The sequence below is a fragment of the Kitasatospora sp. NPDC086791 genome (assembly GCF_040685975.1).
GTDB lineage: Bacteria > Actinomycetota > Actinomycetes > Streptomycetales > Streptomycetaceae > Kitasatospora.
This window is the reverse complement of sequence record NZ_JBFBOC010000021.1, coordinates 44,747-65,455: the sequence shown is the minus strand read 5'-3', so window position 1 is coordinate 65,455 and position 20,709 is coordinate 44,747. Positions and strand designations below refer to the sequence as shown.

Sequence of the window (20,709 nt, the reverse complement as noted above, 5' to 3'; positions counted from 1 at the left end):
CACGGATGGGGATAAGGGTCATCCTCTGGGGGGAGGTCGATCGGCCCTCCGGACCCCCATTCGACCGACCGGCCCCCTCCGCCCCCCGACGGAGGGCTACCCCTTCCCGTCCCGCGCCGCCACCGGCACCCGGGGCGCCACCACGGCCGCCCTGGCGTGCCGCCGTCGGAACAGGGCGGGCAGGCTCGGCGCGACGATGAAACCCTCGGCGCGCGCACTCGCGATGCCGATCCGCGGAATCTCGCTGCTCTTCTCGAACAGCAGGTACCGCGGCTCCCAGATCGGCCGGTACTTGGCATTCGCCCGGTAGAGCGACTCGATCTGCCACCAGCGCGAGAAGAATCCCAGGACCGAACGCCACAACCGCAGCACCGGCCCCGCGCCCAGGCGCGAACCGCGCTCGAAAACGGAACGGAACATCGCGAAGTTCAACGACACCCGCTTCAGCCCCACCTCGTCGGCGCGCTGCAGCAGCTCGATCACCATGAACTCCATCAGGCCGTTCTCGGTGTCCCGCGCCCGGCGCATCAGGTCCAGCGAGAGCCCGTCCGGGCCCCACGGGACGAAGCTCAGCAGCGCCTTGAGCTCGCCCTCGCCGTCGCTGCACTCCAGCATCACGCAGCGGCCGTCGCCCGGGTCCCCGAGCCGGCCGAGCGCCATCGAGAAGCCGCGCTCGGTCGCCCCGTCGCGCCACTCGTCGGCCTTGGCCACCAGCTCGGCCATCTCCGCCTCCGAGATGTCCTCGTGGCGGCGGATCCGCACCGTGTACCCGGCCCGCTTGACCCGGTTGTACGCCTGCCGGACCACCCGCATCGCGCGGCCGTCCAGCGAGAACTCGTCCAGCTCGACGATCGCCTCGTCGCCCAGCTCCAGCGCGTCCAGCCCGTGCCGGGCGTAGATCACCCCGGCCTCCTCGGAGGCCCCCATCACGGCCGGCGCCCAGGCGTGCTCGCGGGCCTCGGACAGCCAGGCGTCGATCGCGCCCGGCCAGGCCTCCGGGTCGCCGATCGGATCGCCCGAGGCGAGCGAGACGCCGCCGATCACCCGGTAGGTCACCGCCGCCTTGCCGCTGGGGGAGAAGATCACCGCCTTGTCCCGGCGCAGCGCGAAGTAGCCGAGCGAGTCCCGCTCGCCCTGCTTGTCCAGCAGTCCGCGCAGCTGCGCCTCGTCCTCCGGGGTCAGCAGCTCGGTGCCCCGCGGGCTGCGGAAGGCCACGTACAGCACCAGCAGGAAGAGCGCCCCGCCCATCGCGTTGATCGCGGCGTTCACCCAGGTCGGCGCGGCGATCACGGAGCGCAGGTGCTCGGACGGGGTGATGGTGATCATCCGGCCGATCGAGTACCGGAAGAGGTCCCAGAAGCCCGCGCCGCTCAGGTCGTTGGTGGCCCAGACCAGCAGCGCGCCGACCGCGCCGCCGAACAGCAGCCCGCCGACGAAGGTGGCCGCCGCGGTCTTCGGGTTGGAGCTGTCGCCCTTGGAGGTGAACTCCTTCCGCCCGACCAGCAGCGCCAGCACGAACAGGCAGGTCAGGATGGTGGAGAAGTAGTTGAGCGGGTGCTGGTAGAAGTGCCCGCCGGGCACCAGCATGAGCGCCAGGTAGAGCAGTGCGAACAGGCCGCCGAGCGCCGCGTTGAAGATCCAGGCGGCCCGCTTGCGCCGCCGCATCGCGACGGCGAGGAAGACCGACAGCACCGCGCTGGCCAGGCCCGAGGTCATCAGGTACGGGGTGAAGTACTCACCCTCGTTGTGCTCGCTGACCTGGTTGCGGAAGGGCACCAGCAGCACCGTCGCCACGTTCAGCAGCGCGATCAGCCGCAGGTACCAGACGGAGGCCACGGCGGCCCTCGGGCGCCAGCGGTCGAGCACGCCGACGGGCCGGGGCCCGGGGGTCGTGGCGGACGGCTCCGACTTCACAGTGGACGACACAGCTCAATTCCAAACGATCAGATGGTGGGGCGCATCCGCGTACGGCCCGGCGGCGGGCGCCCGCACGGGCCCGACGGACTGACCGGCGACGCCCGACCGGCCGTCCGCCCAGGTGGGGAAGCGGGCCGGAAAGGGTCAGCCAACTCCATGGTTCCCCACCGGGCCTGAGAATTACGTGAACCGGGTAGCGGATTCCCACCCCCGCCGAACGGCGGGGGTTGCCACCCCCCGAGCGTTCGGCGACCCGCCCCCGCTACCCCTACCCTCGGAAACGACCCACGCGGACCGCCCCCACCCGGCCGCCCGAACCGAGGAGGCACCATCACCACCACCCGCGTGCTGATCGTCGACGACGAGATCCTGGTCCGCTCCGGCCTCGGCCTGATCGTCGGCTCCGCCCCCGACCTGGAAGTGGTCGGCGACTGCTCCGGCGGACAGGCCGAGGAACACGTCCAGCGCCTGCGCCCGCACGTGGCGCTGCTCGACATCCGGATGCCCGACCTCGACGGCATCTCGGTGCTGCGCCGGCTGCGCGCCCTGCCCGACCCGCCCGCCGTGGCGATGCTCACCACCTTCGACACCGACGAGTACATCGGCGCCGCGCTGCGGGCCGGCGCCGCCGGCTTCCTGCTCAAGGACACCGCCCCGGAACAACTGGTGCACGCGGTCCGGGTGCTCGCGGCCGGCGGCAACATCCTCTCCCCGACCGTCACCCGGACCGTGATCGGCGGCTACGTGGACGGCGGCGGCCCGGACGCCGAGGCGACCGCGCTCGCCCGCACCCTCACCGGCCGGGAGCTCGACGTGCTCGCGCTGCTCGGCGAGGGCCTGTCCAACGCCGAGATCGCCGACCGCCTCTTCCTCGGCACCGGCACCGTCAAGGACCACATCAGCGCGATCCTCGGCAAGCTCGGCGCCGCCAACCGGGTGCAGGCCGCCGTCCTCGCCCACCGGGCCGGGCTGGTCCGGCCCAAGCCCGGCGACGGGGCATGACGACCGCCGACCAGCTGCCGTCCAGACGGCTGCCGGCCTGGTGCACCGCCCCCTGGCTGATGCTGCTGCTGCCCGTCCTGTACTCGTTGCTGGACGCCGCGCTGGTGGCCAGGGACGCCGCCTGGTGGCAGATGGCGCTCTCCACGCTGGCCGCCGTCGCCCTGTTCTGGCGCCGCCGCTTCCCGGTCACGGTGCTGCTGCTCACCATGCCCGGCACCTGGGTGGACGAGATCTGGCTGGCCCCGATCACCGCCGTCTACACGGTGGCCGCCGAACGCCCCCGCCCCCGGATCGTGGTCCCCTGCGGCGTCCTCTTCACCCTGGTCGAGTTCTTCCACTGGCCGCTGCCCGCGGACCTCATCGCGCTGAGCCGGGCCAGCGCCCTCGACGCCATCCAGGCCGTGATGCTGGCCGCCGGCCCGGCCGCCACCGGCCTGCTCGCCCGCACCCGCCGGGAGCTGGCCGCCCGCCTGGACGAACTGACCCGCGGCCAGGAGCGGGAGAGCCGGCTGCTGGCCGAGCGGGTACTGATCACCGAGCGCGGCCGGCTCGCCCGGGAGATGCACGACGTGGTCTCGCACCAGGTCAGCCTGATCAGCATCCAGGCCGGCGCGCTCCAGGTCAGCACCGACGACCCGGCCGCCGTGGCCGCCGCCCGCACCATCCGCGAACTCTCCGTCCGGACCCTGGACGAGCTGCGCCAGATGGTCGGGGTGCTGCGCGGCACCGGCGGGCTGCCGGACGCCCCGCTCGCCCCGCAGCCCCGGTTGGCCGACCTGCCCCGGCTGATCGAGGAGAGCGGCCTGACCGCCGACTCGGAGCTGAACCCCGGCGACCGCCCGTGGCCGGAGGCGGTGCAGCGGGCCGCCTACCGCACCGTGCAGGAGGCGCTCACCAACATCACCAAGTACGCCCCGGAGGCGGCGGTGCACGTGAGGGTCCGGGCGAAGGGCCGCCGGCTGCGGGTCGAGGTGCGCAACGACGCCCCGCCGGTCCACCCGGCCGAGACCCTCCCGGGCGGCGGCCACGGCCTGGTCGGCCTGCGCGAGCGCGCCCAGCTGCTGGGCGGCACCCTCGTCGCCGGCCCCACCCAGGACGGCGGCTTCGAGGTCCGCGCCGAGCTGCCCGCCACCCGCTCCTGATCCACCGCACCCGGGGCCGGGCCGGTGCCGGAAAAGGAACGACCGGGAAGGGAACGACGGAGGGTGAACAAAAAAGCCCCGCAGATCCGTAGATCTGCGGGGCTTCGCTGTGCGCGAGGGGGGAGTTGAACCCCCACGCCCTTTCGGGCACTGGAACCTGAATCCAGCGCGTCTGCCTATTCCGCCACCCGCGCATGGGTGTTGTCCTCGTTGCCGACCGATCTTCCGAACCGCTCGGTACCATGAGGTCTTCGCGCTTCTTTGGACCGGCCTCCCTTCCGGGCGGCCCTTCCGACGTGGAAAACATTAGCACGGCCGGAGGGGCTGCTCCGAATCGGTTCTCCGGCGGAACCGGCCGCACCCGAACGGATGCCCGACGAACGCGTGCGCGACGGACGGGCAGCCGCTCCGACCGGCACACCTGGCGTGCCGTACCCGGAATGCGTCACCCTGTGTGTCCGAGCCCACCCCCGGCCACCACACGGTCCGGGAACCGTACGGAAGGGCCCGGCGTGGATACGATCAGTACGGAAGTACCGCAAGTGGGCACGACCGGTTCCCCCGCGGGATCCGGCGGGCAGGCAGGCGAACGAACCCTGGAAGGGGGTGCCCCATGGGAGTGCTGAAGAAGTTCGAGCAGCGGCTCGAGGGTCTCGTCAACGGCACCTTCGCCAAGGTGTTCAAGTCCGAGGTCCAGCCCGTGGAGATCGCCGGTGCGCTGCAGCGCGAGTGCGACAACAACGCGAGCATCTGGAACCGCGACCGCACCGTCGTGCCGAACGACTTCATCGTCGAGCTCAGCCCGCACGACCACGAGCGCCTCAGCCCCTACTCCGGGCAGCTCGGCACCGAGCTCGCCGGCATGGTCCGCGAGTACGCCGAGGCCCAGCGGTACACCTTCCTGGGCCCGCTCCAGGTGAACCTGGAGAAGGCCGACGACCTCGACACCGGCCTGTACCGGGTGCGCAGCCGCACCCTCGCCGCCGAGGAGCCCCAGCAGTACGCCCCGCAGCAGCCCGGCTACGACCGCCCGCCGGCCGCCCCGGCCCCCGGCGCACCGTGGCAGCAGCCCGGCGCCGGCCAGTACAACGCGCCCGCGCCCCCGCCGCCGGCCGCGCCCCCCGTGATGCCCCCGGGCGCGCCCTCCCCGGCGGGCGGCAACGTCCGCAACCTCCCCGGCGCCGGCCACGGCGGCACCTCGGTCCGCCGCTGGATCGAGGTGAACGGCGCCCGCCACCAGATCACCGGTTCGGCCTGCGTGCTCGGCCGCTCCACCGAGGCGGACGTCCGGGTCGACGACCCCGGGGTCTCCCGCAAGCACGCCGAGATCCGGCCCGGCAGTCCTTCGATGGTGCTCGACCTGGGGTCCACCAACGGCATCGTGGTGGACGGACAGCACACCCAGCGCGCTACGCTCCGCGACGGCTCGCGAATCGTCGTGGGCTCCACCACCATCGTCTACCGGCAGGTCGAAGGGTAGTGTCCGAATTGTTCGCGCGCCTCGCTCACCGACTGGCGGGACGGTCATGTCAGAACTGACCCTCACGGTCATGCGGCTGGGCTTCCTGGCCGTGCTGTGGCTGTTCGTCATCGTCGCGGTCCAGGTGATCCGCAGCGACCTCTTCGGCACCAAGGTGAACCCCCGCTCCTCCCGTCGCGGCGCGTCCGCCACGGCGGGCGGCGGTGCCCCCACCCAGGCCGCGGGTCGCCCCACGCCCTCCCCGGCGGCCGCCCCGGCCGCCCCCCAGACCCAGTCCGGCGGCGGCCGCCGCCGCGGCGGCCCGACCCAGCTCGTCGTGGTGCAGGGCTCGCTGGCCGGCACCACCGTGGCGCTGCAGGACCAGACCATCACGCTCGGCCGCGCGCACGACTCCACCATCGTGCTGGACGACGACTACGCGTCCTCCCGGCATGCCAGGATCTATCCGGATCAGACTGGGCAGTGGACGGTCGAGGATCTAGGCTCCACCAACGGCACCTATCTGGACCGGCAGCGCCTGACCGCGCCCACTCCGCTCCAGCCGGGCATGCCGATCCGTATCGGCAGGACCGTCATCGAACTGCGGAAGTAGTAGCGCATGAGGGACAGCATCCCGTCCATGACCCAGAGGGGGGCACAGGTCGCATGACCCTGGTGCTGCGCTTCGCCGCCGGCTCCCACAAGGGACTGATCCGGGAGGGGAACGAGGACTCCGGCTACGCCGGGCCGCGGCTGCTGGCCGTGGCCGACGGCATGGGCGGCGCCGCGGCCGGCGAGGTCGCTTCCTCCGAGGTGCTCGGCTCGATCGTCCGGCTGGACGAGGACGTGCCGGGTGCCGACCTGCTGACCCTGCTGGGCGACGCCGTCCAGGGTGCCAACGACCGGCTCCGGCAGATGGTCGAGGAGGACCCGCAGCTGGAGGGCATGGGCTGCACGCTGACCGCGATGCTGTGGACGGGCCAGCGGATGGGCCTGGTGCACGTCGGCGACTCCCGCGCCTACCTGCTGCGCGACGGTTCGCTGGTGCAGATCACCCAGGACCACACCTGGGTGCAGCGCCTGGTCGACGAGGGCCGGATCACGCCCGAGGAGGCCGAGACCCACCCGCAGCGCTCGCTGCTGATGCGGGCGCTGGACGGCCGCGGCCAGGTCGAACCCGACCTGTCGATCCGCGAGGTCCGGGCCGGCGACCGCTACCTGATCTGCTCCGACGGCCTCTCCGGCCCGGTCAGCCACCAGACCCTCCAGGACACCCTCGGCAGCTACTACTCGCCCGAGCAGACCGTGCAGGAGCTGATCCAGCTCGCGCTGCGCGGCGGCGGTCCGGACAACATCACCTGCATCGTGGCGGACGTCATCGACGTCGGTGCCACGGACACCATGAGCGGCCAGTTCAACGACGTCCCGGTGGTGGTCGGCGCGGTCGCCGACGCCCCGCCGTCCTCGGCCGCCGCCGACCGCTCGATCGCGGACACCCCGGCCGGCCGCGCGGCGGGCCTCGGCCGCGGCCCGCAGGGCGCCTTCGGCCCCGCCGAGGGCTACGAGGCCGGCTACGACCCGGCGGCGGGTGGCTTCGGCCCCGCCGAGGGCTACGAGGGCGCGTACGGCTACGGCTCCGCCGAGCCCTCGGTGTACGGCACCGAGGAGTTCGACGAGGAGCCGCCCCGCAAGCGCAAGCGCAAGGGCCTGACCGTGTCGGTGGCCGTCCTGGTCACGCTCGGCCTGCTCGGCGGCGCCGGCTACTTCGGCTACCAGTGGACCCAGGACCAGTACTACATCGGCGAGGACGGCGACCACGTCGCGGTCTACCAGGGCATCAACCAGAACCTGGCCGGGCTGAGCCTGTCCTCGGTGCGCGACTCGTACAGCGGGATCCAGCTCAAGTGGCTCCCGCAGGACCAGCGCGCGCACGTGAACAAGACCATCTCGGTCAACACCCTGAAGGACGCCCAGACGACCGTCCAGGAGCTCGACGGCTGGGTCCAGCTCTGCCAGAAGGCCGCCAAGGCCGCGGCGGCCCCGGCTCAGGGCATCCAGGCGACGCAGGCCACCCGGACCGCGCTGCTGACCACCACGCCCACCCCGGGCGAGAAGAACCGCGGCCCGGCCGCGGCGGCACCGACCGCCCAGCCCTCGACCACCCCGGCCACCCCGACCCCGACCGCCCCGGGCACGGCCACCCCGACTCCGAACGCCACCCCTCCGGCGGCCGGCGCCCAGGGCGACCCGACCACCCAGTTGACCGAAGACGAACTCAGCCGGGCCAACTCCTGCCCGAAGCAGTGACGTCCGTGATCCGACATAGGACCGCCCCGCGCGGGCTTGCCGGCCGTCAGGGAGCGGTCACCACGTGAGCAGCTACCACCTGAGCGAAGACACCGGCCGGGCCGGCCGGCGGCGGGCGTCGGCCGAACGCGCCGTCCCCCGCCGACGGAGCAACACCACCATCTCCCTGCAGGAGGCACCGAACCGGCGCAACACCGAGCTGGCCCTGCTGCTCTTCGCGGTGCTGCTGCCGGTCCTCGCGTACGCCAACGTCGGCCTCGCGATGGACTCCAAGCTGCCCAGCGGCATGCTCGGCTACGGCCTCGGCATGGGCGCCCTGGCGCTGGTCGCGCACCTGCTGGTACGCCGCTTCGCGCCGTACGCGGACCCGCTGATGCTGCCGATCGCCACCCTGCTGAACGGCCTCGGGGTGGTGATGATCTGGCGGCTGGACAAGGCCGGCAAGCTGCTCAGCGGCAACTTCCCGGCGGCCCAGAACCAGCTGATGTGGTCGGCCCTCGGGATCGCGGGCTTCATCGGGGTGATGGTCTTCCTGAAGGACCACCGGGTGCTCCAGCGCTACACCTACATCTCGATGGTGGTGGCCCTGGTCCTGCTCGCCGCGCCGGCCTTCTTCCCGGCCCGGGCCGAGGACTTCGGCGCCAAGATCTGGATCCGGGTGGGCAGCTTCTCCATCCAGCCCGGCGAGTTCGCCAAGATCGTCCTGACGGTGTTCTTCGCCGGCTACCTGATGGTCAAGCGGGACGCCCTGGCGCTGGCCAGCCGCCGCTTCATGGGCCTGTACCTGCCGCGCGGCCGCGACCTCGGCCCGATCGTGGTGATCTGGCTGCTCAGCCTGCTGATCCTGATCTTCGAGAACGACCTCGGCACGTCCTTCCTGTTCTTCGGCCTGTTCGTGGTGATGCTCTACGTCGCCACCGAGCGGACCAGCTGGATCCTGTTCGGCCTGCTGATGTCGGTCGGCGGCGCGGTCGCGGTCGCCTCGACCGCCAACCACGTGAAGGTCCGCATCAACGCCTGGCTCGACCCGATGGCCGCCTTCGGCCCGAAGCCCCCGCCGGGCGCGACCGAGCAGATCGGCCAGTCGCTGATGGCGCTCGGCTCCGGCGGCGCCACCGGCTCCGGCCTCGGCCAGGGCCGGTCCTGGCTGATCAACTTCGCCGCGAAGAGCGACTTCATCCTGGGCTCCTTCGGCGAGGAGCTCGGACTGGCCGGCATGATGGCGATCTTCCTGCTGTACGCGCTGCTGGTGCAGCGCGGCCTGCGCACCGCGATCGCCGCCCGCGACCCCTTCGGCAAGCTGTTCGCCGTCGGCCTCGCCTCGGCGATGGCGCTGCAGGTGTTCGTGGTGGCCGGCGGTGTGACCGGGCTGATCCCGCTCACCGGTATGACCATGCCGTTCCTCGCGCAGGGCGGTTCGTCGGTGGTCGCCAACTGGGCGCTGGTCGCGATCCTGCTGAAGATCAGCGACAGCGCCCGCCGACCCGGGGTCGAACCGGCCCCGGTCACCGAGGGCCAGGGAGGACCAGCCCGATGAACAAGCCGATCCGCCGGGTCTCGATCTTCTGCCTCGTGCTGATCCTGGCCCTGATGGTGCGCACCAACTGGGTGCAGGGCGTCCAGGCCGACTCCTGGGCCGGCAACAAGAACAACAAGCGCCAGATCTACGACCGGTACGCCCATCCGCGCGGCAACATCATCGTCAGCGGTCAGCCGGTCACCAAGTCCGACTTCGTCAACGGCCTGCGCTACAAGTACAAGCGCTCCTGGGTCGACGGCCCGATGTACGCCCCGGTGACCGGCTACTCCTCCCAGGTCTTCGGCTCCAACCAGCTGGAGAACCTGGAGGAGGGCGTCCTCTCCGGCACCGACGACCGGCTGTTCTTCCGCAACACCCTGGACATGCTGACCGGCGAGCAGAAGCGCGGCGGCGACGTCGTCACCACCATCGACGCCAAGGTCCAGAAGGCCGCCTTCGACGGTCTGGGCAACAAGAAGGGCGCGGCGGTCGCGATCGACCCGAAGACCGGCGCGATCCTGGCCCTGGTCTCCACCCCGTCCTACGACCCGGGCACCTTCTCCGGCAGCGACGCGGCCGACTCCAAGGCCTGGACGGACCTCAACGCGGACCCGAACAAGCCGATGCTCAACCGGGCGCTGAAGGAGACCTATCCGCCCGGCTCGACCTTCAAGCTGGTCACCGCGACCGCCGCGTTCGAGAACGGCCTCTACCAGAACGTCGACGACGCCACGTCGACCCCCGAGCCGTACACCCTGCCCGGCACCACCACGCAGCTCAAGAACGAGAGCCCCACCGAGCGCTGCGAGAACGCCACCGTGAAGTCCGGCATGGACCAGTCCTGCAACACGGTCTTCGCCAAGATGGGCGCCGACCTCGGCAAGGAGAAGATGCGGGCGCAGGCCGAGAAGTTCGGTTTCAACAGCACGGTCGACATCCCGGTCCGCTCCGAGAAGAGCGTCTTCCCGGACAGCCCCAGCCTGGACGGCACCGCCCAGGACTCGATCGGCCAGCACGACACCCGCGCCACCCCGCTGCAGATGGCCATGATCTCCGCCGCGATCGCCAACAACGGCAGCCTGATGCAGCCGTACCTGGTCGACCAGGAGCGCTCGGCCTCGCTGACCACCATCTCCAAGCACACCGAGAAGCAGTTCTCCCAGCCGATGAGCCCGGCCACCGCGCAGAAGATGCAGGACCTGATGGTCTCGGTGGTCGAGAACGGCACCGGCACCAACGCCAAGATCCCCGGCCTCCAGGTCGGCGGCAAGACCGGCACCGCGCAGCACGGCGAGGACAACGCCGGACTGCCCTTCGCCTGGTTCACCTCCTGGGCCAAGGCCTCGGACGGCCGGTCGGTCGCGGTCGCGGTGGTCGTCGAGGACGGCTCGCAGAACCGCGACGGCATCAGCGGCGGGCGGCTCGCGGCCCCGATCGCCAAGGCGGTGATGCAGGCCGCGCTCGGCAAGTAGGCAGCCGGGCTTCGGGGTGAGGGGAATGTCACGATCGGCACCCCCGTCCGGATACCGGTCTGATATCGGCCTACGGCTGACTCCGGTCCGATGGGGTGCGACCGGTAGCGTATCCGCCAGCAGCGGGTGTGCCCGTTGCCGCCCGCGAGGCACCGACGGCCCGGCCGGAGAACCGGTCGGGAACCGCGCGGCGTCACCCAGAGCGTGCGGGGACACCTACGTCACAACCTCACCGGCGGGTGAGGGAGAGGGTCGGAACTATGGAAGAGCCTCGTCGCCTAGGCGGCAGGTACGAGCTCGGCGGCGTCCTCGGACGCGGCGGCATGGCCGAGGTCTACCTCGGCCATGACACCCGGCTCGGCCGTTCCGTCGCCGTGAAGACGCTCCGGGCCGACATGGCCAGGGATCCGTCGTTCCAGGCCCGCTTCCGCCGTGAGGCACAGTCGGCGGCGTCCCTGAACCACCCCGCGATCGTCGCCGTGTACGACACGGGCGAGGACTACATCGACGGCATCTCCATCCCGTACATCGTGATGGAGTACGTCGAGGGGTCCACCCTGCGCGAGCTGCTGCACTCCGGCCGCCGGCTGCTGCCCGAGCGCGCGCTGGAGATGACCATCGGCATCCTCCAGGCCCTGGAGTACTCGCACCGGGCCGGCATCGTGCACCGCGACATCAAGCCCGCCAACGTGATGCTGACCCGGCAGGGCAACGTCAAGGTGATGGACTTCGGCATCGCCCGTGCGATGGGTGACGCCGGGATGACCATGACGCAGACCTCGGCCGTCATCGGCACCGCCCAGTACCTCTCCCCCGAGCAGGCCAAGGGCGAGCAGGTCGACGCCCGCTCCGACCTCTACTCCACCGGCTGCCTGCTCTACGAGCTGCTGACCGTCCGCCCGCCGTTCGTCGGCGACTCGCCGGTCGCGGTGGCCTACCAGCACGTCCGGGAGGAGCCGCAGCCGCCGTCGGTCTTCGACCCCGAGGTGCGCCCCGAGATCGACGCGATCGTGCTCAAGGCCCTCGCCAAGGAGCGCGACTACCGCTACCAGAGCGCCGACGAGATGCGCGACGACATCGAGCGCTTCCTCGACGGCCTGCCGGTGGCCGCCGCCCAGCAGGCCGCCTACGGCATGGGCGCGGCCGGCTACGGCTACGACCAGAACGGCTACCCGCAGCAGCACGACCCGTACGGCCAGACCAACGTGCTGCCGCAGCAGCCCGGCGGCGGCCCGACCACCCTCCTGCCGCAGGCCTCCGGGCAGCCCGGGTACGGCCAGCAGGGCGGCTACGGGAACGACGGCTACGGCCAGGCCGCGGGCGGCGGCAACGACGGCTACGACGACGGCCAGGGCCGCGCCGGCCGGCGCGGGGAGAACCAGCCGAAGAAGAGCAACACCTCCTGGATCGTGCTGGCGGTGGCCGCCGTCCTGGTCCTGGTCGGCACCTTCTTCGTGGCCCAGGCGATGTTCGACAACAAGGGCCAGAAGGAGGCCGCGAAGGTCACCGCGCCGAACCTGGTCGGCAAGAGCCTGGCCGACGCCAAGACCGCCGCCGCGACGGCCGGCGCCAAGCTCGTGGTGGCCGAGGGCGAGAAGATCGCCTGCCCGGACGCGAACGTCAAGAAGGACCAGGTCTGCACCCAGACCCCGACGGCCGGCAACCAGGTCGCCGAGACCGCGACCATCACGGTGCAGATCTCCTCCGGCCCGGCGAAGGCGACCGTGCCGCCGGTGGTCGGCAAGACCAAGGACCAGGCGCTGCAGGCGCTGGCCGCGGCCGGCTTCACCAACGTCGGCGCCCCCGAGTACAAGGACGACGACACCGCGCCGCAGGACACCGTCACCGCCCAGGACCCGGCGGCCAATCAGACGGCGGACCCGACCGCGCCGATCAAGCTGACGGTCTCCCAGGGCAAGACCAAGATCAACGTCCCGAACGTGGTCGGCCTCCAGAAGGACGACGCGACGAACCAGCTGCAGACCGCCGGTTTCCAGGTCGACGCCTCGAAGACCACGCAGACCAACGACCCGACCAAGGTCAACACCGTCGCCATCCAGTCGGTCCAGCCCAACACCAAGGTCGCGGCCAACACCAAGATCGCGCTGACGATCTACAAGGCGCCGGACAAGGCCACCGTCCCGCCGCTGCAGAACCAGAAGCTGTCGGACGCCATCGCCCAGCTGACCAAGGCGGGCCTCGGCTACACCGTGTCGGGCCCGCAGGACCCGAACGCGATCGTCCAGATGACCAACCCGCCGGCCGGCACCACGCTGGACCCGAACACCCAGGTCCAGCTCTTCACGAAGCCGGCCGATCCGCCCAAAGGAGGCGACCCCACCACCACACCCCCCAAAGGGAACAACTAAGCCTCCGATCTTCCCCTGGTTCGGCTGAACCCGGGGCCCGGAGCCCGGTGACACCGGTCAGCACGCCCGAGGGCCCGCCGCAGCGGATGCGGCGGGCCCTCGGGCGTTCTCTCCTCCGCCCGGCCCCTCAGGAGGCCGCGCGCGGGGCTCAGGAGCGGCGCAGCTCCGGGGGCGGGGTGCGCTTGGCGTCCATGTCGTCCACCCGCACCAGGCTCCCCCAGACCGCCATCCGGTACCGCGAGGTGTACACCGGGGTGCAGGTGGTCAGGGTGATGTAGCGGCCGGGGGCGGCGTACCCGGAGCGGGCCGGTACCGGGGCCACGATGCCGGTGTCGAACTTGGAGGTCTCCGGCAGGGTGCTGTCGACCTGGTAGACGTACCACTTGTCCTTGGTCTCGACGACAACCGCGTCGCCCTTGTGGACGGCGTCCAGGTCGTGGAACTTGGCGCCGTGGCCGTCGCGGTGGGCGGCCAGCGCGAAGTTGCCCGCCTGGTCCCAGGGCATCGCGGCCTTGTACGGCTGCTCGTAGACGCCCGCCACGCCCTCGTCCAGGACCTCGGTGGAGGTGCCCATCCGGATCAGCACCTGGAAGTCCCTGCCCATCGCCGGGACGTGCAGGAAGCCGACGTCGTCCCCGGCCGCGAACTGCTTCGGCGCCGGCGGGGCGCCGGGGGCGGAGGTGCCGCCGGGCGTGCCCGAGGGGGCGGCGGTCGGGCCGGCCGCCCAGGCGCCGCGCAGCCGGTCGGCGGCCGCCGAGGCGGAGCGGTCGGCCTGCACGTTGGTCCACCACAGCGAGTAGGCCACGAACAGGGCGAGCACCAGGCCCAGGGTGATCAGCAGCTCGCCGAAGACCCCGAGCGCGGCCAGCGCCCGGCTCCGCCCGCGCCCGGGCGGTCGCCCGGGCGGGGGAAAGGCGTCCTGCCCCGGTTCGGCCGACTGCGCGGCCCCGTCGTCCTGCATCTGTGGTGCTCCCCCTCAGGGCCGGGCGTCCGGACGGCTACCCGCCCGTGATCGCGGCCGGCTTGCCTTGGCTGCGCGGCCGCTCCTCGATCATCTTCCCAAAGACGATGAGACGGAACTTCGAGGTGAACTCCGGGGTGCAGGTGGTCAGCGTGATGTAGCGGCCGGGGCCGGCGTACCCGGCGCCGTTCGGCACCGGCTTGATCACGCTCACGTTGCTCGGGGAGGTCTCCGGGATGCCCCCGGTGATCTCGTAGGTGAAGTACCCGGCGGCGGTCTCCACCACGACCTTGTCGCCCTTGGAGAGCTGGTTGATGTACCGGAACGGCTCACCGTGGGTGTTGCGGTGGGCGGCCAGCGCGAAGTTGCCGGTCTTGTCGCCGGGCATCCCGGTGCCGGGGTAGTGGCCGACCAGGCCCTTGTCGAGCACCGCCGACTTGGAGGTGCCCTCGGCGATCGGGAACTTCAGCCCCAGCTTGGGCAGGTAGATGATGGCGAAGCCCTTGCCCGGCTCGAACACCTCGGGCTTGTTCGGGTCCGGGGCGGGCTGCCCCGGCTGGGCGGGCGGGGCCGCGTCGAACTGCTGCTCCAGCTTGTTGCGCGCCCCGTCGGCGGCCGCGTCGGCCTGCACGTTGGTCCACCAGAGCTGGTAGGCGACGAAGAGCAGCATCACCAGGCCGAGCGTGATGCACAGCTCGCCGACCGCCCGGGCGGCCACCACGACCGCGGACTCCTTGGGGCGCACCCGTCCGGCGGCCCGGCCGCCCGCCCGACGCCGTCCGTTGCCCGAGCGGATCGCCGTACGGCCCTGGGCGGCCCGCCGTCGTTCGGCCCGGCCGCCGGTGGGCGCGACCGACTCGGCGTCCGGCACTCCGGCCCCGACCGGCAGCCGCAACTGGAGGGTCTGGTCGGGCAGCCAGGGGTACTCGGGCCCGGCCGGGAGGGGCTCCTCGGCCTGCTCGTACACGCCCCAGGCGTCCTCGGGCACGGTCTGCACCGGGGTCGTCTGCTGGTACGGGGCACCGATCGTGCCCTCGCCGTACTGCGGCCCCCCGTACGACCGGGCGCCGTCGAACTGCCGCGCGCCGCCGTACTGGTCCGCCTCCGGCTGGTAACGCCCCTCCGGACGCAGCGTGGTCACGCCGCTCAGCCCCGGCCGATCACCGGGGCGAGCCCGGCCGACCGGTCCACGGCCTGGGGGAAGCCGCACTCCGCGAGCCAGTTGGCGAGCATCCGGTGCCCGCCCTCGGTGAGCACCGACTCGGGGTGGAACTGCACGCCCTCGACCGGCAGTTCACGATGCCTCAGGCCCATGATCACTCCACTTCCGGTCCGCGCGGTGACCACCAACTCGGCCGGCACGGTGGCCGGTTCGACCGCGAGCGAGTGGTAGCGGGTCGCGGTCAGCGGCGAGGGCAGGCCCTCGAACACGCCGCCGTCCTCGTGCTCGACCGGCGAGGTCTTGCCGTGCAGCAGCTCCGGCGCCCGGCCGACCACCGCGCCGTACGCGACCGCGATCGACTGCAGGCCCAGGCAGACGCCGAACACCGGCAGCCCGATCCGCGCGCAGTGGTGCACCATCTCGATGCAGACCCCGGCCTCCTCCGGCGCGCCGGGCCCGGGGGAGAGCAGCACCCCGTCGAAGCCCTCCGCCCCGGCGCGGTGGACGGCGTGCTCGACGGTCACCTCGTCGTTGCGCACCACCTCGCAGGTGGCGCCGAGCTGGTACAGGTACTGCACCAGGTTGAAGACGAAGCTGTCGTAGTTGTCCACCACCAGGATGCGGGGCGGGTTCGACTGGGTGGTCATGCGCGCGTGGTCTCCGTGGGATGCGGTGCTGGGTGGAAGTGCCGGGGCCGCCGGGTTCAGCCGGTCGCGGCGCCGTCGCCGCCATCCACTGTGACGTCGCCGAAGGGGAGCAACGGTTCCGCCCACGGGAAGACGTAGGTGAAGAGCAGGTAGACGATCCCCAGGATGAGGAGCACCGAGATGACGGCCTTGACCAGGATGTTCCCCGGGAGGTGACGCCAGATGAAGCCGTACATGGTGCTCCCTCGTCGTAGCAGGCTGGGTCAAGAGTAGACCCGGCCCCACGGCCGCGAGGCCGGTCCGCTACTGCTGTCCGCCCGCCGACCGCAGCTCGGTGGTGCCGGAGTACCCCGGCAGGGCCAGGTCGCCGCTCTCCTGGACCTTCCAGCCCAAACCGTACGCCTGGACGTACTGCAGGTAGTTGCGGATCGTCGGGTCCGCGTCGACGGCGGAGCGCAGCGCGTCGGTCTTCCCCACCGCTCTGACCACGTACGGCGGGGAGTAGACCCGGCCCTGGAGCAGCAGGGTGTTGCCGACGCAGCGGACGGCGCTGGTGGAGATCAGCCGCTGGTCCATCACCTGCACGCCCTCCGCGCCGCCCCGCCACAGCGCGTTGACCACGGCCTGGATGTCCTGCTGGTGGATGACCAGGTCGTTGACGCCGGGCTCGGGGACGCCGGGGATGCGCGCGGTGGCGTTCGGCGGGGCGTCGTTGAGGGTGACGGTCAGGCCGCCGCCCTGCAGCGGCTCCAGGGCGGCGTCCTGCCGCAGGCCGTCCAGCTGCGCGGCGTCGGCGGGACTGTGCCCCCGCTGCTCGGTGAGGTCCTGGGCGCGGGACTGGAGGTCGGCGAGCTGGGACTGCGCCTGCTGGTTCTGCGCGCTGCGCTGGCGGATCACGTCGCCGAGGCTCAGCAGCGAGTTGTCGGTCCGCAGGTCGGTGCCGCGGGCGGTCTGCGCGCTGATGTAGAAGAGCAGTCCGGCGAGCGCGAAGACGGCGCAGGTCAGGGCACGTCCGACAATTCGGGTACCGGAGCGGCGGGTACGGGCCGGCTCAGGGGGAATCGACAAATTAGTCACCGTACCCTTATCTCCTCAAGACCCGCCGAGCCACTACGCTAACGGACGCCGGTGGCATGTGCGGAGCGGTCCCCCAGGACGTTCTCCACGGCCGACCAGCACCCGACCCACCCGCTGCACCTCTGCGCGGTCTCACAGCGCATCGACAGGAGAACCCCTCGTGCCGAAGTCTCGACTCCGCAAGAAGTCCGACTACACCCCGCCGACCACGGCCACGGTGAAGATCAGCTCGGGCCGCGGCTGGGTCGCGCCACTGATGCTGGCACTGTTCCTGATCGGCCTGGTGTGGATCGTCACCTACTACGTGACCAGTGGCACCTACCCGGTCGAGGGCTGGCGGAACTGGAACATCCTGGTCGGCTTCGGCTTCATCGCCGCCGGGTTCGGCGTCTCCACCCAGTGGAAGTGACGACCCGCTCGTCCTGAGGCCCGGTCCCGGGCCGATTCCCGCCGCTCCGGATCGCTCGTCCCGGGGCGGCGGTCAGGCGTGCCCGGGCGCGGCCCGGACCCGGCCCGGGTGGCGGCTGTCGTCCGGCCAGCCATCCCGACCATCTGACTTTCATGCTTATCCACATGGTTATCCACACTGGGGAAAAGTCCCCCCAGCCTGTGGATAACTTTCCCGGCCGGGCCCGTCCACAGCTGTGCACAACCCGCCAGGGGCGGGATAACCGCACAGCAGGACACGCGTAGAACAGCAGTCCGCAACCCGGGCGGTGCACAGCCTGTGCACAACCCCGCACCCGCTGTGGACAAACGCCCGGATCCTCAGGCGCCGTAGAGGGACATCCCGACCAACAGCATCGCCGCCTCCACGGCCACCGCCCCCGCCACCGCCAGCCCCTGGACCAGCCCCCGGCGCTCGCGCGGGGCGTACATCAGGCCGGCCGCGGTCAGCCCGCCCAGCACCAGCCCGCCCAGGTGCGCGCGCCAGTCGATGGTGGGGCGCGAGAAGGTGACGACCAGGTTGAAGACCAGGAACGCGATCGCCGGGCCCACCGGGCCCTTGTTCCGCAGCTGCATCACGATCGTGGCGCCGATCAGCCCGAAGATCGCCCCGGAGGCGCCCACCGAGAGCATCCAGTCGCCGGCCACCAGGAAGGCGAAGGTGCTCCCGCCCAGGCCGGAGACCAGGTAGAGGGTCAGGAAGCGGAGCCTGCCGAGCGCCGCCTCCAGCGGCGGGCCGAGCCAGAACAGCACCAGCATGTTCAGCCCGACGTGCCACCACTGCAGGTGCAGGAAGGTGGCGGTCAGCAGGCGGTACCACTGGTCCGGGCCGTCCGCGATGCCCGCCGGGCCGCCGCTGGTCTCCCGCCCGGTGCTGAACAGCGACCAGGTCTGGCCCAGCTGCGGTGTCAGCACATAGGCGGCCAGCAGCCAGACCAGGACGTTGACCCCGATCAGCAGCCTGGTGACCAGCCCGCCGTCGGCGCCCAGCGCGCCGCCGAACCGGGTGGTCGCCCGCCGGGTCCCGGCGTGTCCCGCGCCGACGCACTCGGGGCACTGGAAGCCCACCGAGGCGGTCACCATGCACTGCGGGCAGATCGGCCGCTCGCACCGGGTGCAGGAGACCCCGGTGGGGGTCCCGGGGTGGCGGTAGCAGTCGGGCAGCCCGGCCTCCGGGAACCGGTCGGCCGACGACCGCGGATCGTCCGGGAGCATCAGCGGGTCCCCTTCCCGTGCACGGCTTCGAAGCAGCCAGCCTACTGCCGCACCACCGCCCCACGGCGCCGCTCCCCCCGTCCCGCCCCACCCGGGCGCCCGCCGGAACCCCGCGTACGGCCCACCCCGGGTGCCGGTGGACGAATCGGGATGGATGATCGGCATTCAGGTGGACAGGTGCACAAAGGACGCCACCCAGGAGGAGAGACTCGTGAGCTTTTCGGACTCAGCCCGTGAGACGGCCACCAGGACCCGGGACACCGCCGCGCACCTCGCGGACGGCGCCAAGCAGCGCCTCGGCCCCGCCCTGGACTCCCTCGGCCCGATGGCCACCCAGGCCGCCCACACCCTCCGCGTCCAGTACGACAAGCACCTCGCGCCGCAGTTCGGCCAGGCCTTCGCCAGCCTGCCGCCGGAGGCCCAGCAGAACGTCCTGAAGGCCCTCCACCGGGCCCAGGAGGCCGCTCTGGCGGCCCGTCTCTCCGCCGCCCGGGCTGCGGACCAGGCGCGCACCACGGTCGGCCCCAGGGTCGCCCAGGCGGTCGACGACGCCCGCGCCGTGGTCACCCCGGTCGCCCAGGAGGCCCAGCACCGGGGCGCCGCCGCACTGACCGCCCTGCAGGGCAACGTCAGCTCCGCCGAGATCAGCGAGCTGGCCGCCCGGAACGCCCGGAAGCAGCGCTGCCGGGGCTGGTCCACCGGCCTCGTGGTGGCCGGCCTGGTGGCGATCGGCAGCGGACTGGTGGCCTGGCAGTGGTGGCGCCGGCACAGCAACCCGGAGTGGCTGGTCGAGCCCCCGGCCACGCAGGGGCCGCGGCCCGGCGACGCACCCGCCGCCCCGGTGAACGGCTCCGGCCCCGAGGCCGACGCGGCAGAGCCCGACGGGCCCGACGGCGATGGCCCGGCGCCGAACTGACCGCGCGGAAGACGCGGAACGGCCCGGAAACGCCGGCGGCCGCCGACCGGGATCCCGGTCGGCGGCCGCTCGACGACTGCTACGAACTGTGGAGCATAGGAGACTCGAACTCCTGACATCTGCCTTGCAAAGGCAGCGCTCTACCAACTGAGCTAATGCCCCTCGACGGCACCGCGCGTGCCGACGGGCACTAGCGTACCGGGTCCCGGCGCGATTCCCAGCGCCGTCCCCCCGTAGGCAGTGCCGTTCCCCGGGTGCGGCCGGTCCGGTCGGTCGACCGGGCCGGCCGGCCCGGGAGGCGCGGGTCGGCGCCTCCGAAGACCGTCGATCGTCAGATCGCCCGGGGCTCAGCGACCGGCCGGGACCGGGTCGGTGGCCTCGGTCCACAGGTCCTGCTCGGCGCGGTCCGCCTGGACCTGACGGTAGACAAAGAAGCCGCCGAGGGCGACCAGGGCGACCAGGAGAAGCTTCTTCACCGCGGGACCTCGTCCTTCTTGCGTTGGTGGACTCAAGAGCCGGATCCGGCCGGACTGACCGGGCCGACGAGTCCAGTTGTGTTTCGAGCGCGAACGGGCGACCGGGTGCCAGACCGCCCTTGCGGCCGATGATACACACCGGTGTCCCAATCGTGACCAGCCACCGGTACGGCCAACCCGGCGGTCCGGTCCGAGGATTGACGCAGCACCTCCTGGCGGCCGTCCCGCCCGCGCACGACCGGCCCGGGGAAACCCCGGCCGGGCCCGGCCCGCACCTCCCCGCACCCCCTCCGATCCTCCTCCGCTCCCCCCGCCTCAGCGGGGCGGGAACGTCGAAGGCCCCGGAGTGGATCACTCCGGGGCCTTCGGGGAGGTGGGCCTAACAGGACTTGAACCTGTGGCCTCTTCCTTATCAGGGAAGCGCTCTAACCGTCTGAGCTATAGGCCCTCGCCGAACAGAAAGCGTACCGGAATCCTCCCGATCCGCGAAAACGTCGAAGGCCCCGGAGTCGATCACTCCGGGGCCTTCGCGGTGGTGGGCCTAACAGGACTTGAACCTGTGGCCTCTTCCTTATCAGGGAAGCGCTCTAACCGTCTGAGCTATAGGCCCTCGCCGCACTG

Annotated in this window: 18 protein-coding genes and 4 tRNA genes; 10 read left to right on the top strand and 12 right to left on the bottom strand. The window is 71.9% G+C overall.

The window, feature by feature from the left end:
• Positions 1-96: 96 nt before the first annotated feature.
• Entirely contained in the window at positions 97-1,866 is a 1,770-nt protein-coding gene (locus AB0Q99_RS24650; protein WP_363575284.1) for a phosphatidylglycerol lysyltransferase domain-containing protein, read from the bottom strand.
• A gap of 402 nt (positions 1,867-2,268) precedes the next feature.
• Here AB0Q99_RS24650 and AB0Q99_RS24645 point away from each other — a divergent pair, with 402 nt between their 5' ends.
• Together AB0Q99_RS24645 and AB0Q99_RS24640 are read left to right on the top strand one after the other, a co-directional pair.
• Complete coding sequence (locus tag AB0Q99_RS24645) at positions 2,269-2,919, top strand: response regulator transcription factor (protein WP_363575282.1); 651 nt, start codon at positions 2,269-2,271, stop codon at positions 2,917-2,919.
• Complete coding sequence (locus tag AB0Q99_RS24640; protein ID WP_363575218.1) at positions 2,916-4,061, top strand: histidine kinase; 1,146 nt, start codon at positions 2,916-2,918, stop codon at positions 4,059-4,061. The genes AB0Q99_RS24645 and AB0Q99_RS24640 overlap by 4 nt, the downstream gene beginning before the upstream one ends.
• A 110-nt stretch (positions 4,062-4,171) precedes the next feature.
• Here the strand turns inward: AB0Q99_RS24640 and AB0Q99_RS24635 are convergent.
• Positions 4,172-4,255 (bottom strand) — tRNA-Leu (locus AB0Q99_RS24635).
• A 419-nt stretch (positions 4,256-4,674) separates the two neighbouring features.
• Here AB0Q99_RS24635 and AB0Q99_RS24630 point away from each other — a divergent pair.
• From AB0Q99_RS24630 to pknB, 6 genes are all read left to right on the top strand, one after another.
• Positions 4,675-5,541, top strand: coding sequence for a DUF3662 and FHA domain-containing protein (locus AB0Q99_RS24630; protein WP_363575216.1), 867 nt, complete (start codon positions 4,675-4,677; stop codon positions 5,539-5,541).
• 46 nt (positions 5,542-5,587) lie between these two features.
• Complete coding sequence (locus tag AB0Q99_RS24625; RefSeq protein WP_363575214.1) at positions 5,588-6,133, top strand: FHA domain-containing protein; 546 nt, start codon at positions 5,588-5,590, stop codon at positions 6,131-6,133.
• Positions 6,134-6,186: 53 nt separating this feature from the next.
• Positions 6,187-7,827 carry a protein phosphatase 2C domain-containing protein gene (locus AB0Q99_RS24620; protein ID WP_363575212.1) on the top strand — a complete coding sequence of 547 codons (1,641 nt, stop codon included), beginning with the start codon at positions 6,187-6,189 and terminating at the stop codon, positions 7,825-7,827.
• 160 nt (positions 7,828-7,987) lie between these two features.
• Complete coding sequence (locus AB0Q99_RS24615) at positions 7,988-9,364, top strand: FtsW/RodA/SpoVE family cell cycle protein (protein WP_363575280.1); 1,377 nt, start codon at positions 7,988-7,990, stop codon at positions 9,362-9,364.
• Positions 9,361-10,818: a penicillin-binding protein 2 gene (locus AB0Q99_RS24610; RefSeq protein ID WP_363575210.1), complete on the top strand. Its 1,458-nt coding sequence runs from the start codon at positions 9,361-9,363 to the stop codon at positions 10,816-10,818. Before AB0Q99_RS24615 ends, AB0Q99_RS24610 begins: the two co-directional genes overlap by 4 nt.
• Before the next feature lie 260 nt (positions 10,819-11,078).
• Positions 11,079-13,187, top strand: coding sequence for a Stk1 family PASTA domain-containing Ser/Thr kinase (gene pknB, locus AB0Q99_RS24605; RefSeq protein WP_363575208.1), 2,109 nt, complete (start codon positions 11,079-11,081; stop codon positions 13,185-13,187).
• 148 nt (positions 13,188-13,335) lie between these two features.
• On the opposite strand, the gene AB0Q99_RS24600 is transcribed toward pknB, so the two are convergent.
• The 5 genes from AB0Q99_RS24600 to AB0Q99_RS24580 form a co-directional block, all read right to left on the bottom strand.
• Positions 13,336-14,148 (bottom strand): class E sortase, encoded by an 813-nt coding sequence (locus AB0Q99_RS24600; RefSeq protein ID WP_363575206.1) that lies wholly within the window; start codon positions 14,146-14,148, stop codon positions 13,336-13,338.
• A gap of 37 nt (positions 14,149-14,185) precedes the next feature.
• Positions 14,186-15,289 (bottom strand): class E sortase, encoded by a 1,104-nt coding sequence (locus AB0Q99_RS24595; protein WP_363575204.1) that lies wholly within the window; start codon positions 15,287-15,289, stop codon positions 14,186-14,188.
• A gap of 5 nt (positions 15,290-15,294) precedes the next feature.
• Positions 15,295-15,957 carry an aminodeoxychorismate/anthranilate synthase component II gene (locus AB0Q99_RS24590; protein ID WP_363575202.1) on the bottom strand — a complete coding sequence of 221 codons (663 nt, stop codon included), beginning with the start codon at positions 15,955-15,957 and terminating at the stop codon, positions 15,295-15,297.
• 56 nt (positions 15,958-16,013) lie between these two features.
• On the bottom strand, positions 16,014-16,193 hold the full coding sequence (locus AB0Q99_RS24585) for a hypothetical protein (RefSeq protein ID WP_363575200.1): 180 nt from the start codon (positions 16,191-16,193) through the stop codon (positions 16,014-16,016).
• 67 nt (positions 16,194-16,260) lie between these two features.
• On the bottom strand, positions 16,261-17,019 hold the full coding sequence (locus AB0Q99_RS24580; RefSeq protein WP_363575278.1) for a DUF881 domain-containing protein: 759 nt from the start codon (positions 17,017-17,019) through the stop codon (positions 16,261-16,263).
• 175 nt (positions 17,020-17,194) lie between these two features.
• Here AB0Q99_RS24580 and crgA point away from each other — a divergent pair, with 175 nt between their 5' ends.
• Positions 17,195-17,443 carry a cell division protein CrgA gene (gene crgA / locus AB0Q99_RS24575; RefSeq protein ID WP_363575198.1) on the top strand — a complete coding sequence of 83 codons (249 nt, stop codon included), beginning with the start codon at positions 17,195-17,197 and terminating at the stop codon, positions 17,441-17,443.
• 359 nt (positions 17,444-17,802) lie between these two features.
• Here the strand turns inward: crgA and AB0Q99_RS24570 are convergent, their stop codons facing one another.
• On the bottom strand, positions 17,803-18,696 hold the full coding sequence (locus AB0Q99_RS24570; RefSeq protein WP_363575197.1) for a rhomboid family intramembrane serine protease: 894 nt from the start codon (positions 18,694-18,696) through the stop codon (positions 17,803-17,805).
• A gap of 211 nt (positions 18,697-18,907) precedes the next feature.
• Between AB0Q99_RS24570 and AB0Q99_RS24565 the strand changes: the two genes are divergently transcribed.
• Complete coding sequence (locus AB0Q99_RS24565) at positions 18,908-19,612, top strand: DUF5324 family protein (protein WP_363575195.1); 705 nt, start codon at positions 18,908-18,910, stop codon at positions 19,610-19,612.
• A gap of 89 nt (positions 19,613-19,701) precedes the next feature.
• Here the strand turns inward: AB0Q99_RS24565 and AB0Q99_RS24560 are convergent.
• The 4 genes from AB0Q99_RS24560 to AB0Q99_RS24545 form a co-directional block, all read right to left on the bottom strand.
• Positions 19,702-19,774, bottom strand: a tRNA-Ala gene (locus AB0Q99_RS24560).
• A gap of 185 nt (positions 19,775-19,959) precedes the next feature.
• Positions 19,960-20,088 (bottom strand): DLW-39 family protein, encoded by a 129-nt coding sequence (locus tag AB0Q99_RS24555; protein WP_014137031.1) that lies wholly within the window; start codon positions 20,086-20,088, stop codon positions 19,960-19,962.
• 374 nt (positions 20,089-20,462) lie between these two features.
• Positions 20,463-20,536, bottom strand: a tRNA-Ile gene (locus tag AB0Q99_RS24550).
• Between the two features lie 85 nt (positions 20,537-20,621).
• A tRNA-Ile gene (locus tag AB0Q99_RS24545) sits at positions 20,622-20,698 on the bottom strand.
• Positions 20,699-20,709 lie beyond the last annotated feature (11 nt).